The sequence below is a fragment of the Hyunsoonleella aestuarii genome, assembly GCF_006148925.1.
GTDB lineage: Bacteria > Bacteroidota > Bacteroidia > Flavobacteriales > Flavobacteriaceae > Algibacter_D > Algibacter_D aestuarii.
Map to the genome: position 1 here is coordinate 28049 of NZ_VAWB01000003.1, position 13910 is coordinate 41958.

The 13910-nt window shown below is 31.9% G+C and carries 11 protein-coding genes; all 11 read left to right on the forward strand.

The features are described from left to right. Nucleotides 1-9: 9 nt before the first annotated feature. The 11 genes from FEF17_RS12470 (at nt 10) to FEF17_RS12520 (ending at nt 13902) form a co-directional block, all read left to right on the forward strand. Complete coding sequence (locus FEF17_RS12470; RefSeq protein WP_139002749.1) at nt 10-699, forward strand: LOG family protein; 690 nt, start codon at nt 10-12, stop codon at nt 697-699. A gap of 146 nt (nt 700-845) precedes the next feature. Further along, nucleotides 846-3602, forward strand: a complete 2757-nt coding sequence (locus FEF17_RS12475; RefSeq protein ID WP_344737151.1) for a gluzincin family metallopeptidase — start codon at nt 846-848, stop codon at nt 3600-3602. Between the two features lie 168 nt (nt 3603-3770). Further along, entirely contained in the window at nt 3771-6182 is a 2412-nt protein-coding gene (locus FEF17_RS12480) for an alpha-ketoacid dehydrogenase subunit alpha/beta (protein ID WP_139002751.1), read from the forward strand. Between the two features lie 209 nt (nt 6183-6391). Beyond that, nucleotides 6392-7387, forward strand: coding sequence for a helix-turn-helix domain-containing protein (locus FEF17_RS12485; protein WP_139002752.1), 996 nt, complete (start codon nt 6392-6394; stop codon nt 7385-7387). A gap of 97 nt (nt 7388-7484) precedes the next feature. Then, the gene (locus FEF17_RS12490; RefSeq protein ID WP_139002753.1) at nt 7485-7973 is read left to right on the forward strand and encodes a DoxX family protein; all 489 of its coding nucleotides are present in this window, start codon (nt 7485-7487) and stop codon (nt 7971-7973) included. Nucleotides 7974-7977: 4 nt separating this feature from the next. After that, nucleotides 7978-8517, forward strand: a complete 540-nt coding sequence (locus FEF17_RS12495; RefSeq protein ID WP_139002754.1) for a hypothetical protein — start codon at nt 7978-7980, stop codon at nt 8515-8517. Between the two features lie 103 nt (nt 8518-8620). Further along, a complete protein-coding gene (locus FEF17_RS12500) occupies nt 8621-9010 on the forward strand; it encodes a DoxX family protein (RefSeq protein ID WP_139002755.1) in 390 nt (129 codons plus the stop codon). Nucleotides 9011-9092: 82 nt separating this feature from the next. Further along, nucleotides 9093-10709: a class I SAM-dependent methyltransferase gene (locus FEF17_RS12505; protein WP_139002756.1), complete on the forward strand. Its 1617-nt coding sequence runs from the start codon at nt 9093-9095 to the stop codon at nt 10707-10709. Then, nucleotides 10709-11185, forward strand: a complete 477-nt coding sequence (locus FEF17_RS12510) for a hypothetical protein (protein WP_139002757.1) — start codon at nt 10709-10711, stop codon at nt 11183-11185. Before FEF17_RS12505 ends, FEF17_RS12510 begins: the two co-directional genes overlap by 1 nt. A 71-nt stretch (nt 11186-11256) precedes the next feature. Beyond that, on the forward strand, nt 11257-13422 hold the full coding sequence (locus FEF17_RS12515) for an endonuclease MutS2 (RefSeq protein ID WP_139002758.1): 2166 nt from the start codon (nt 11257-11259) through the stop codon (nt 13420-13422). 60 nt (nt 13423-13482) lie between these two features. Next, nucleotides 13483-13902, forward strand: a complete 420-nt coding sequence (locus tag FEF17_RS12520) for a thiol-disulfide oxidoreductase DCC family protein (protein ID WP_139002759.1) — start codon at nt 13483-13485, stop codon at nt 13900-13902. Nucleotides 13903-13910: the final 8 nt, after the last annotated feature.

Below are 13910 nucleotides of genomic sequence, written 5' to 3' on the forward strand. Positions count from 1 at the left end.
AAGAAAAATATGAGAAAAGAACAACACCATAAGGGTTGGAATGAAATAAAGACCAACGATTCTTGGGCCATTTTTAAAATAATGGGGGAGTTTGTGAATGGTTTTGAAAAAATGAGCAAGATAGGTCCTTGTGTTTCTATATTTGGTTCGGCCAGAACTAAACCAGATCATAAATATTATAAATTAGCAGAAAAAATTGCTAAAGGTATTGTTGAAGCAGGATATGGCGTAATAACAGGTGGTGGTCCTGGTATTATGGAAGCAGGCAATAAAGGAGCACATTTAGGTGGAGGCACATCAGTTGGTCTAAACATTGATTTACCTTTTGAGCAACATGACAACCCATATATTGACCATGATAAGAGTCTAGATTTTGATTATTTCTTTGTTAGAAAGGTCATGTTTGTAAAGTATTCACAAGGTTTCGTTGTTATGCCAGGTGGTTTTGGAACATTAGACGAACTTTTTGAAGCCATGACACTTATACAAACTCATAAAATAGAAAAATTCCCAATTATATTAGTGGGTACGACATTTTGGGAAGGTCTTTTGGAGTGGATAAAATCAACACTTCAAGATAAATTCTCAAATATAAGCCCAAATGATCTTGATCTTATTCATTTAGTGGATACCGATGAAGAGGTGATTAATATATTGGATTCATTCTACAAAGAATCCAGATTAAGCCCTAACTTTTAAAAGAAAACAGCTAAGCATATCCTATATTGCGATGCTTTGAAAAATGATTACTGATTAATAGCTAAGATAAATTGAAATTCAACATTATAAGTTTTCTTTTATGCTTCCTTATGGGAGTTTTAGGCTTCAGTCAAAATAAAATTGATTTGAAAGCCAAATTCGATATTGATAATAAAGAAATTACTATTTCACAAAATATTACTTATACCAATAATACTCAAGACGAATTAAAAATTGTTTTTTTAAACGATTGGAGCAATAGTTACTCTACAAAGAAAACACCACTCGCGGCACGGATTGCAGATGAATACATTAATGATTTTCATTTAGCCAAAAACGAAGAGCGAGGTTATTCTGTAATTACTTCAATAACACAAAACGGTAACAAAGTTCGATATGAGCGCGTAAAAAATCAGATAGATATTGTAAAGGTAATTTTGAATGAATCTTTAAAACCTCAAGATTCTTATACGTTAGAACTTAATTACAAAATTAAAATACCAAGTGATAAATTCACAAATTATGGTGCCACACCAGAAGGCAATTTAAATTTAAGATATTGGTATATAACACCTGCTGAATATAATGGGAAATGGCGCTATTACAGCAACAAAAACTTAGACGATTTATATATTCCTAAATCTGATTTAAACTTAGAAATCACCTACCCCATTGGCTATTATATTACTTCTGATTTAGATTTAATTAATATATCAGAAGACCCTAATAATCAAACGATTAAACTAATTGGAAATAACAGGTTAAATAATAGGATTTATTTCAATAAAGAAAAAAAATTTAATACAATTATTATAGACAGTTTATCCGTTGTTTCTAATATTGATGATAAAAATGTTGATGATTTAAATAAAGCTATATTAACTGAAAAGATTATAACATTTATTAACAAAAACTTTGGCAGCTATCCTCATAAAAAATTAATGATAAGTGAAATTGATTATGCCAAAGATCCCGTATACGGTTTAAACCTTTTACCTGATTTTATAAAGCCTTACCCCAATAATTTTGAGTATGAACTCAAGCTCCTCAAAGTAATGCTTCATAATTATTTGGAGAACACTCTACTAATTAATCCTAGAGAAGAGCAATGGCTACTTGATGGTATTCATATTTTATATATGATGAATTATGTTGATGAATTTTATCCAAATATGAAGTTTCTTGGCTCTATTGCCGATTTTTGGGGAATACGGTCATTCCATGCTGCAGATATGAAATTTAATGATAAGTATGTATTTGCATACATGTCTATGGCAAGAACAAATCGGGATCAGCCACTAACTATGGCAAAAGACTCCTTGCTAAAATTCAATAAAAATATTGCAAATAAATATAAAGCCGGCGCAGGCTTTAAATATCTTGATGACTTTATCAATTCGCATATTTTAGAAAATTCAATTGAATCCTTTTTAACCAAAAACAAACTAAAGCCAGTTACAGGTGCTGATTTTGAATCTTATTTAAAAAGTAAAACAGAGAAAAATATTGATTGGTTTTTTAGGGATTACCTTACTACACGAAAGCAAATTGATTTTAGAATAAAAGAGGTCATACAAACAGAAGATTCTATCACTCTAACTATAAAGAATAAGCGTGATAATAATATGCCTATCTCTCTTCATACTTTAAACAATGATAGTATTGTCTCAAAAATATGGATTGAAAATATTAAAGATGAAAAAACATTAACTGTTCCTAAAAATGGGGCAAATAAATTAGTTCTTAATTACGACAAAATTATTCCAGAATTTAATTTACGTGATAATTGGAAATCTTTAAAGGGTTTTTTCTTTAATAATAAGCCGCTTCAGTTTAGGTTATTTCAAGACGTGGAAGATCCCTATTATAATCAGGTTTTTTTAATGCCAATAGCTGAATTTAATAATATTTATGATGGCGTCACTCTTGGAGTAAGAGCTTATAATAAAACATTGTTAAGAAAAATGTTTGATTATAAGATATCACCTAAATATTCCTTGAAATCAAAATCCTTAACAGGAAGTGCATCAGCATTTATGACACATTATTTACAAGATAGTGATTTATACTCCATTCAATATGGAGCCGGAATAAGCTATTCATCTTATGCAGAAGACCTATTTGTTAGGCAGATTAAGCCATCAATCACCCTTAGATTTAGACAGGATGACGATTTTAGATCTAACAAAAGGCAATTTTTGAGACTAAGATATTTAGACATTGAACGTGATGAAGATTTAACTAATACAATCATCGATTCAGAACCAAATTATAGCGTATTCAATATTAGATATGTAAATTCCAACGATAACTTAATTAACTTTAGTAAGTGGTATACAGATGTTCAAATAGCGAAAACATTTAGTAAAGTAGCGTTTAATTATGAATATCGCCGTCTATTTGAGAGTAATAGACAGCTCAACTTACGGTTTTTTGCAGGGACATTTTTAAATAACAAAAATGAGGTTACATCAGATTATTTCAGTTTTGCTTTAGACAGACCCACAGATTATTTATTTGACTATAATTATTTGGGTAGGTCTGAAGCCTCTGGAATATTTAGTCAACAGTATATAGACGCAGAAGGCGGTTTTAAATCTCAACTCGAAACACCATATGCTAATCAATGGATGACCACCTTAAATACAAGTACAACTTTATGGAAATATATTTTGGCATATGGGGATATTGGGCTATTGAAAAACAAATTCGATAATCCTCATTTTGTTTACGATTCGGGAATTCGAATCAACTTGGTAATCGACTATTTTGAAATCTACCTTCCAATTTATTCTAATTTAGGTTGGGAAATTGGACAACCTAACTATGACCAGAAGATTAGGTTCAAGTTTACAGTAGACCCAGAATCTCTACTTGGTCTATTTAGAAGGCGCTGGTATTAATATGTTAAAATTTTAATCAATTATCGTTTTTTAAACTATTTATTTATAAATAATTAAAAATATTACAAATTATAACGTTTTTATTATCATATTGTCAATTATTTAACATGTATTAAGATTGCAAAAAGATTTAATTTTAACTAATTTTGCAATGCTTAAACCGACACTATGGATATTATTCCCGATATAAAAAATAACATAACATTTGAAGATTTTAAAGCAGAAGTTTTAAATGATTATGCTATTGCTGTAAGAAGTCGAGAATGCAGTTTGCTTGGTCGTAGAGAGGTACTTACTGGAAAAGCCAAATTTGGAATTTTTGGTGATGGTAAAGAGGTTCCGCAACTAGCCATGGCCAAAGCCTTTAAAAAGGGTGATTGGCGCTCAGGTTATTATCGTGATCAAACCTTTATGATGGCCATAGGTGAATTTACGGTAAATCATTTTTTTTCTGGCTTATATGCAAATACTAATTTAGAATTAGAACCCATGTCTGCCGGAAGACAAATGGGTGGTCATTTTGTTACGCATAGTCTTGATGAAAAAGGCAGCTGGAAAGACTTAACAAAACAATACAACTCTAGTGCCGACATCTCTCCTACTGCTGCTCAAATGCCCCGTTTACTTGGTCTGGCTCAAGCATCAAAAATTTATAGGAATTTAAGTGAGATTAATAGCTCTAAATTTTCTGTAAATGGAAATGAAGTCGCTTGGGGAACCATTGGTAATGCAAGCACCAGTGAAGGTTTGTTTTTTGAAACTGTAAATGCAGCTGGCGTATTGCAAGTGCCCATGATTATTAGTGTTTGGGACGATGAATATGGAATTTCTGTTCATGCAAAGCATCAGACAACCAAAGAAAATATTTCTGAAATCCTTAAAGGTTTTCAAAGAGATAAAGACAATAAAGGTTACGAAATTCTTCGCGTAAAAGGTTGGGATTATCCTAATCTTATTGAAACATATCAAGAGGCAGCAACCATAGCTAGAGAAGAGCACGTGCCTGTTTTAGTACATGTTCAAGAGCTAACACAGCCGCAAGGTCATTCTACCTCAGGATCTCATGAGCGCTATAAAAGTAAAGAGCGTTTAGAATGGGAGGCTGAAAATGACTGCAATAAAAAGATGCGTGAATGGATTATTGAAAGTGGAATTGCAGAGAACGAAGCACTAATTGAACTTGAAAGATCAATTAAAAAAGAGGTTAGAGAAGCCAAAAAGAATGCTTGGGACGTTTTCTTAAAACCTATACGCAAAGAACAGCAAGAACTTCTAGGCATCCTTCAAAATCTAGCATCTACTCATCCTAATGGGGTATTTATAAATAAATTGAAGGATAGTTTGGCTAAAATTCATGAACCAACAAGAAAAGACATTTTATCTCACGCAAGGAAAGTGTTGCGTTTTACAATAGGTGATAATTCCAAAGAAAAAGAAATACTTGCGAATTGGATAACTAAAAATATTGAAGAAAGTCAGCCGAAATTTAGTTCTCATCTTTATGCCGAAACTGATAAATCTGCATTAAATGTTAAAGAAGTTAAAGCAACATATAGTGATGATGCCATTCAAGTAGATGGAAGAGTTATTCTTCGAGATAATTTTGATGCCATATTCAATAAGTACCCTGAAGCCTTAATTTTTGGAGAGGATACAGGAAATATTGGTGATGTTAACCAAGGATTAGAAGGGTTACAAGAAAAATATGGTGAATTACGCATTGCTGATGCCGGCATACGAGAAGCAACTATTGTTGGTCAAGGTATTGGCATGGCATTAAGAGGACTCCGACCTATTGCTGAAATTCAATATCTTGATTACGTATTATATGCCTTACAAATTATAAGTGATGATTTAGCTACACTTCAGTATAGAACTAAAGGGATGCAAAAGGCTCCTTTAATTGTTAGAACTCGTGGACATAGACTGGAAGGTATTTGGCATTCTGGTTCTCCAATGGGAGGCATACTTAATCTCGTTAGAGGAATTTATATACTGGTTCCAAGAAATATGGTGAAAGCGGCTGGTTTTTACAACACGCTTCTACAAAGTGATGATCCAGCATTAGTTATTGAGTGCCTAAATGGTTACCGTTTAAAAGAAAAAATGCCAGACAACTTAAGCAATATTAGGACAGCTGTTGGTTTGGTTGAAACCCTTAGAGAAGGTACCGATATCACTTTAGTATCCTACGGTTCTACTCTTAGAATCGTTATGGAAACAGCAAAAGAACTCTTGACTGTAGGCATTGATGCTGAAGTCATAGATGTACAATCATTACTTCCTTTCGATATAAATCATGATATCGCTAAAAGTATAGCAAAAACGAATAATGTTTTAATAATTGATGAAGATGTTCCTGGAGGTGCTTCTGCTTATATTTTAAATGAAATTCTAAACGTTCAAAACGCTTATCAATATCTGGATGGGCAACCAAGAACATTAACAGCAAAAGCCCATCGACCTGCCTATGGTAACGATGGGGATTATTTCTCTAAACCATCTGCCGAGGATATTTTTGAAGCTGTCTATGATGCCATGCACGAATTGAGTCCTAATGATTTCCCTAAATTGAGATAATAGTATTATTTTAGGTATTTAAATACCAATTAGTGTTTCCAAATTTTAATTTTTATAGTACTCCCTTATTGATTCTTGTTATTCAGGGTCTCATTTTTGCCTTTTTATTACTCTTACGATACCATAGAAAGCGTAACATCTCAGATTTGTTTTTAGGATTTATTTTATTGTTTACATGTTATAGCCAAACCTGTTATACAATAGGATTTATGGGATGGTATGACACTTATAGAAATACTAAAATAAATTACTTTTTGTATAATATTTCAATAGTTCTTGCTCCGCTAATATACTTGTATGTTAAATCGGTAACTGAATCTAATTTCAAGTTTAAAAAAAAATATTATTTGCATTTTGGATTCGCAGCATTGTTCTTAATTTATAGAATGGGTATTTATGTTTATGATTCCTTACAACCTGAATTTGATACTTATCAAAATGGTGTTCTAAAAATTAATTTAGACGAAGCCTATGTTCAGCCAGTGATGAGTTTTATTGAATTCCCATTCATGCTGCTATACTTAGCATTTACACTACAATTATTTTACAATTACAGAAAAAAAATCATTCAATATTTTTCAAATACGTATAATCTTGAACTTAATTGGATATTAAGTTTTTTAATCCTGTTTTCAATTTTATTTTTATACAACACCGTGCAAACCATTATAGGTGTTTTTGTTACCGATTTAGGCTATCAAGAACGTTGGTGGTTAAATCTTATCACGGCTTTAACCACAATTTATGTTGGGATTAAAGGATACTTTACAGATACAACAAAACTTAATCTACTAAATTTTAATTTTTCACCAAGCAACCATAAAATAACAGTTGCAAGTTTAACAGAACTATCTAAAGAAATTTCAGAAGATGATATTTCCATTGTAAAAGATAATATGGAAATAAACAAGGCTTATTTGAATCCAGATATTAATCTGTCTGATATGGCGATTCAAGTTAATATGTCTCGTACTAAATTATCTGAAGTTATAAACTCAGGCTTCAATAAAAATTTTAATGATTTTGTAAACACCTATAGGGTTGAAGCCTTTAAATCAATGTTAAAGGAGAATAAACACAAACAACTTTCACTTTTGGGAATAGCAATGGATTGTGGTTTTAATAGTAAAGCAACATTCAACCGTGTTTTTAGAAAATTAACAAATACGTCGCCTTCCGAATATTTGAATTCTACATTAAATTAAGACGTCTCAAACCGTATTTAAGCCTTTCTAGTATGATTTAAGTCTTTAAAGACAGCATAATGCATCAAATTTGTATAAAACAAATATTTAGAGCATTATGAAAACCTTGAAATTACTAATTACACCTATCTCCCAACCAAATTGGATAGCCGATTTATTGTTCGCAGCCATAAGATTTATTTGCGGTATCATTTTATCCATTGATTTTGGAGCATCCAAATTCGGTGTTCCATGGACACCGGACCATCGTAACCTAAACTTGTTTGAAGTATCTGCTTGGTTTCCCGAAGATGTTACTAATTATGGTGGCATTTTTGCAATAGCTCCAGTTTTCTTTGCTTGGATGGGAGCCTTTAGTGAGGCTGTGGGAGGAATGTTTCTCGCTTTAGGTCTCCAAACACGTCTTGCTTCCTTTTTAATAATGTGTACGATGCTTGTAGCTATATTTTGCCAAAAATGGGGTCAAGGTGTTTGGGGAATGTTACCTGCCATGAGCTTTCTTTGGATAAGCATTTACAACCTATACTTTGGTTCAGGTAGATTTGGACTTGATTATTTAATAACCTTAAAATTTAATAAACAATAGCGCTATGAAAACTTTATTTATCGTATTAGGTACGCTTTTACTGTCAACTATTAATAACGCGCAAAATAAAATTACCATGTCGGATTTAGAACCTTTAAACAATTCAGAATGGACCGGGGTGTTAACCTACCTAGATTATCAGTCTAATAAACTAGTAGATATTGAAACTACATTGCAAATTAAAATTAAAGACAACAAAGTGATTTCAAACATGCAATATATATATGAGCCCAAAAAGAATAACAAATCGGTTGTCAAAATAAATAAAAATGGAACTTATTACGGTAACGAAAAAATTGTTTCGAACCTACTAGAAAACAATGAAAGAATCATTACTACAACCTATGATGGTCTTGATGATAGTAAGAAAGCACGAATTTTTATTACACATACTTTTACCGATAAAATCTATACAGTAAGTAAAAAGGTAATATTTAAAGCATCAGGAGATAGTTTAATTAGAAATACATATAAATTCAAAAAAAATATAAGAATGGGTTTACAAACAAACTCTCTTAAACCTAATAAAAAGCATGATTTATAATAATCATGCTTTTCATGTTTCCTCTTTATATAATAGATAGAACAAAATTTGGTGTGCGAATCTTTTCATTTTTTTATCTTGTCATCTATTAAAAACAAAAAATATGAAGAACTTTTTCAATTACGGTTTACTAATACTTAGAGTTGGTATAGGCAGCTTAATGCTTACTCACGGAATTCCTAAAATATCAAAGCTCGCCGAAAGTCCCATTAAATTTCCTGATCCTATTGGATTAGGGGCCTCCACATCCTTAATACTAACAATTATTGCTGAGGTTTTGGCACCAATTTTAATAATAATAGGACTAAAAACCAAGCTTGCGTCTATTCCGGCTGCTATTACTATGTTTGTTGCATTTTTTATTGTTCATGCAAGCGATCCAATAGGTAAGAAAGAAAAGGCACTACTATATTTAATATGTTTTATTGTTATCTTTCTAACTGGTGCCGGAAAATATTCTTTAGATGGCCTGCTTACTAAAAACAAACACTAGAGTACCTTTCAAATAACATTTTGTTCAAAAAAAAGTTTTATCTAAATATTAAAGGTTCTATATTTAGAGATATCCTTTATATATGCTCTCTAAACAAGACAAAGCAAAATTAAGAGGTACTATTTTCAGACATCTTGATGGTATAGCAACAGCTACAACGGTTTTTGCACTATACAAAAAAGGTGTCTTAGACTATATTCTCGAACATAGAATTGTAGAATTAAGTAATCTTGTATTAACATTCAATGCTAATGAAGGCTATCTTAATGTTGCACTAAGGATATTATGTTCTCAAGGATGGTTAATTCAGCATATAGATAATAATAGTAATACCATTCAATATGAAATTAATGCTAATACAGCAAAGGCATTTTCATTGGCTTCGCTTTATAAATCTCCTGTTCTATTATTAAAGTATTCAGTGAAATTCCCGTCAAAGCGAATCGGGCCAGATGCGTTTAATGCTTTGCAAAATGTATTTAAAAAATTTGATAATGATTTCGGACTAAGAAATGCAACATCGGACGCCATTGAAAAACAAGTTTTAAAACATATAGAAGGTGTTATTGCAGCTCCTCTTATTGTTTTATTAGGAGTTAACGGCTTGTTTCATAAATATTTTATGGAAGCGTCTTTTAGAGCCCAAGAATACCATAGTGATCCCGAAAGTTTCGAGAAAATATTAGACTTTCTTTGTTGTTTAGGATGGTTTTCAAAAAAGAAAGACACCTATAAGTTTACAGATGAAGGATTGTTTTTTGCAAAACGGGCGAGTGCATATGGAGTTACTGTATCTTATCTTCCTACCTTTGTAAATTTAGATGAATTGTTATTTGGAAATCCTTTAATATTAAACACTAATTCCGCAGATGATATAGAAAAGCATGTAGAAAGAGAAATGAACGTTTGGGGCAGCGGAGGAGCTCATTCAACTTACTTTAGAATTGTTGACGAAATTATCATCAAACTCTTCAATAAGCCTATAGAAGAACAGCCTAAAGGCGTTTTAGATATGGGGTGTGGCAATGGTGCTTTTATTCAACACATTTTTGATGTTATTGAATTCAAAACACTCCGAGGGACTATGTTAGATGAACATCCTTTATTATTAGTTGGTGCAGACTTTAATAAAGCTGCATTAAGAGTAACACGAGCAAACCTAATTAAGGCAGATATTTGGGCAAAAGTAATTTGGGGCGATATTGGGCGACCAGATTTACTGTCCAAAGATTTAAAGGAAGACTACAATATTGATCTAAGAGACTTACTAAATGTTAGAACTTTTTTAGATCATAATCGAATTTGGGAACCACCAATTAGTAAGACATCAACTCTTAGCAATTCTTCCGGAGCATATGCCTTTAAAGGAAGGCGACTTAGTAATAATTTGGTAGAACAATCCCTTTTAGAACATTTTAAAAAATGGAAGCCTTTTGTGGATAAGTTTGGATTATTAATCATTGAACTTCACACAATTAATCCAAAAGTAACTTCTTCAAATTTAGGAAGAACACCAGCTACAGCCTACGATGCAACTCATGGTTATTCAGATCAATATATTTTGGAAGTAGAGGTATTTAATAAAATTGTAACCGAAGCAGGTTTAGAACCAGACCCTAATTATTTTACTACTTTTCCAAATAATGAATTAGCCACCGTTAGTATAAACCTTTTAAAAGGAAATAATAAATCTATTTAATGAAAGCAGTTTCGGTAACAACCATAAAAAAGGAATTACAATATTTCTCTCAGCAAGATCTAATAGCGCTTTGTTTAAGACTGTCTACATTTAAAAAAGAAAATAAAGAGCTTCTTACCTATTTACTTTTTGAATCGGATGATGAGCCATCTTATATCGCCAGTATTAAAGAACATATTGATAATCAGTTTGAACTAATCAACACTAAAAGTTATTTCTACATTAGAAAAAGTGTGCGTAAAATACTCCGCGAAATAAAAAAATACGTGAGATACTCAAAACATAAAGAAACCGAAGTAGAGCTCCTACTCTATTTTTGTGAAAAATTAAAAGATTTTAACCCTAGTATTACTAAAAGTCAGCAGCTAGTTAATTCATATAATCGACAAATAATTCTAGCTAAAAAGATAGTTTCTTCGCTCCATGAAGATTTGCAATATGATTATAATTTGGTAATCCAAGAATTAGAACTTTAAACTACTCTTGTGTTTAAAACATATCAAGTTAGAATTTATAACTTTGTGGCTTCTGTAAGGACATTACTTAAATGATTAATATTCACGAAAAGACATTACAAGATTTAGAATTTCAAACGGTTTTACAACAGGTTAGTGAACTTTGCATTACAACTCTTGGAAACAAAAAGGCGCTTGAGACTGTTCCGTTTAAGAACAAAGGAACACTAACAAACGCCTTATATTTAACCAATGAGTACGTCTCATCTTTTTACAATGATAATCGTATTCCTAACCACGGGTTTGATACTATTACTAAGGAATTAAAACTTTTAAATATTGAAAACACCTATTTAGAAGTTCATGGGCTTCGTAAAATTGTATCCATGTCCATAACCGTTAATGCACTTGTTACATTTATAAAAAAATTTGAAGAATATTACCCTACGCTGAATGCCTTTGCGTCTCATATTGAAGTTACCAAAGTAATCATTGAAAAAGTTGACACTATTGTTGATCGATTTGGTGATATTAAAAACAATGCCTCTAATTTACTTTTCGATTTAAGACAAAGTATAAACCGAATTAAAGGTAAAATAAATCAAAGTTTTTCAACAGCCCTAAACATGTACCATAATCTTGAATATTTAGATGATATTCGAGAAACCGTGGTAGACAATAAACGCGTACTAGCAGTTAAAGCTATGTATAGACGCAAAGTTAAAGGTTCTATAATGGGCGGCAGTAAAACAGGAAGTATTGTTTATATAGAACCTGAAACTACCCTACAATATTCAAGAGAGCTTAATAATCTTGAATATGAAGAAAAAGAAGAGGTTATTAGAATTTTGAAAGAAGTAACCAATTTTATGCGTCAGTTTTTGCCGCTGCTTAGAGATTATCAAGATTTTTTAATTGATATTGATGTTATTTCTGCAAAAGCAAAATATGCAAAATCTATGAATGCTATTCTTCCAGAAATTGTGGAAGACAGAAACATGATTTTAAGAGATGCCTATCATCCTTTATTGTACTTAACCAACTTAGAAAAAAAGGAAAAAACATTTCCGCAAACAATAGAACTCAAACAAGACAAGCGCATAATTGTCATTTCGGGTCCTAATGCCGGCGGAAAAAGTATCACTTTAAAAACAGTCGGTTTGTTGCAAGTCATGTTACAAAGTGGTTTATTAATCCCTGTACATGAACGCAGTAAAGCCTGTTTATTTGATCGTATTTTAAGTGATATTGGTGATAACCAATCTATAGAAAATCATTTGAGTACTTATAGCTACAGGCTTAAGCAAATGAATTACTTCTTAAGAAAGTGTAATAAAAACACACTTTTTCTAATTGATGAATTTGGAACAGGAAGTGACCCCGAATTAGGTGGTGCTTTAGCTGAAACATTTTTGGAAGAGTTCTACCATCGTGAGGCTTTTGGAATTATAACAACACATTACTCCAATCTCAAAATATTAGCCAACGAATTACCACACATGCTTAATGCTAATATGCTTTTTGATGAGCGTACTTTAGAACCGCTTTTCAAGTTGGTTATTGGGCAAGCAGGAAGCTCGTTCACCTTTGAAGTCGCACAGAAAAATGGGATTCCATATAGTTTAATTAATCGCGCTAAAAAGAAAATTGAACGTAGTAAAGTACGCTTTGATGCGACTATTGCGAAACTTCAAAAAGAACGTTCCCGATTAGAAAAAACAGGTCAATCTCTTAAACTTAATGAGAAAAAGAAGATTGAAGAAGCCGATAAACTAGAAGAGATGAATGCTAAAATTCAGAAGAAGTTAGAAAGCTATCAGGAGTTATACGATAGTAATCAACGTTTAATTTATCTCGGACAGAAAGTCAATGACATTGCTGAAACCTATTTTGAAAACAAACAAAAAAGAGTGTTAATGGACGAACTTTTCAAACTCGTTCAAATAGAAAACTCAAAACGTAAAAAAGTTTCGGCTAAACAGAAAAAGGCTAAAAAGGCCAAAGAACAACAGGTAAAACAAGAAGCTGAAAAGAAAGTAAACGTTATACGCAAAAGGAAAAAAGTTGAAAAGAAAAAAGCTATTGAAACGCCTAAACCTAAACCAAATTTAAAAATTGGTGACCGTGTTAGACTTGAAGATGGTCGAGCTGTTGGTAGCATTGATAAAATTGAAAAAAACAAAGCCACAGTTAACTATGGCTTGTTTACAACAAATGTAAGTTTGGAACAACTCGAATTAGTTGAGGCCAAGAAATAGCAGTTATATAAGTGATTTAAACGTTTTTTTGAATACAATGTAAAGCGGTATCTTTGCTATATGAATTTTGGTGTTCCAAATAACAAAAGTCTTATTCTTTTTGACGGTGTTTGTAACCTTTGCAATAACTCGGTTAAATATGTAATTAAGCACGACACGTCTAACAAATTTATGTTTGCTCCCTTGCAGGGCACTACTGGCAAAAGCATTGTTGAGCATTACAATATTAACACGGCAAAAATAGATTCCATTATACTCTACAATCCAGAAAAAGGAATTGTATACAAAAGTACTGCCGCACTTAAAGTAGCTTCTAAATTGGGGTTCCCAATCAATATACTTATTGTATTTTTAGTTATTCCAGCTTTTATACGAAATTGGGTTTACGATTTTATAGCCAAAAACCGCTATAAATGGTACGGTAAAAAGGAGGCTTGTATGATTCCTACTCCCGAACTTAGGAGTAAGTTTTTGGGCTAGTCAATTTT

Coding starts and splice junctions, on each gene's coding strand:
- FEF17_RS12470 (WP_139002749.1), top strand. CDS start 10: ATGAGAAAAGAACAACACCATAAGGGTTGGAATGAAATAAAGACCAAC.
- FEF17_RS12510 (WP_139002757.1), top strand. CDS start 10,709: ATGAAAGCAGTTTCGGTAACAACCATAAAAAAGGAATTACAATATTTC.
- FEF17_RS12485 (WP_139002752.1), top strand. CDS start 6,392: ATGGGATGGTATGACACTTATAGAAATACTAAAATAAATTACTTTTTG.
- FEF17_RS12495 (WP_139002754.1), top strand. CDS start 7,978: ATGAAAACTTTATTTATCGTATTAGGTACGCTTTTACTGTCAACTATT.
- FEF17_RS12490 (WP_139002753.1), top strand. CDS start 7,485: ATGAAAACCTTGAAATTACTAATTACACCTATCTCCCAACCAAATTGG.
- FEF17_RS12505 (WP_139002756.1), top strand. CDS start 9,093: ATGCTCTCTAAACAAGACAAAGCAAAATTAAGAGGTACTATTTTCAGA.
- FEF17_RS12520 (WP_139002759.1), top strand. CDS start 13,483: ATGAATTTTGGTGTTCCAAATAACAAAAGTCTTATTCTTTTTGACGGT.
- FEF17_RS12500 (WP_139002755.1), top strand. CDS start 8,621: ATGAAGAACTTTTTCAATTACGGTTTACTAATACTTAGAGTTGGTATA.
- FEF17_RS12480 (WP_139002751.1), top strand. CDS start 3,771: ATGGATATTATTCCCGATATAAAAAATAACATAACATTTGAAGATTTT.
- FEF17_RS12515 (WP_139002758.1), top strand. CDS start 11,257: ATGATTAATATTCACGAAAAGACATTACAAGATTTAGAATTTCAAACG.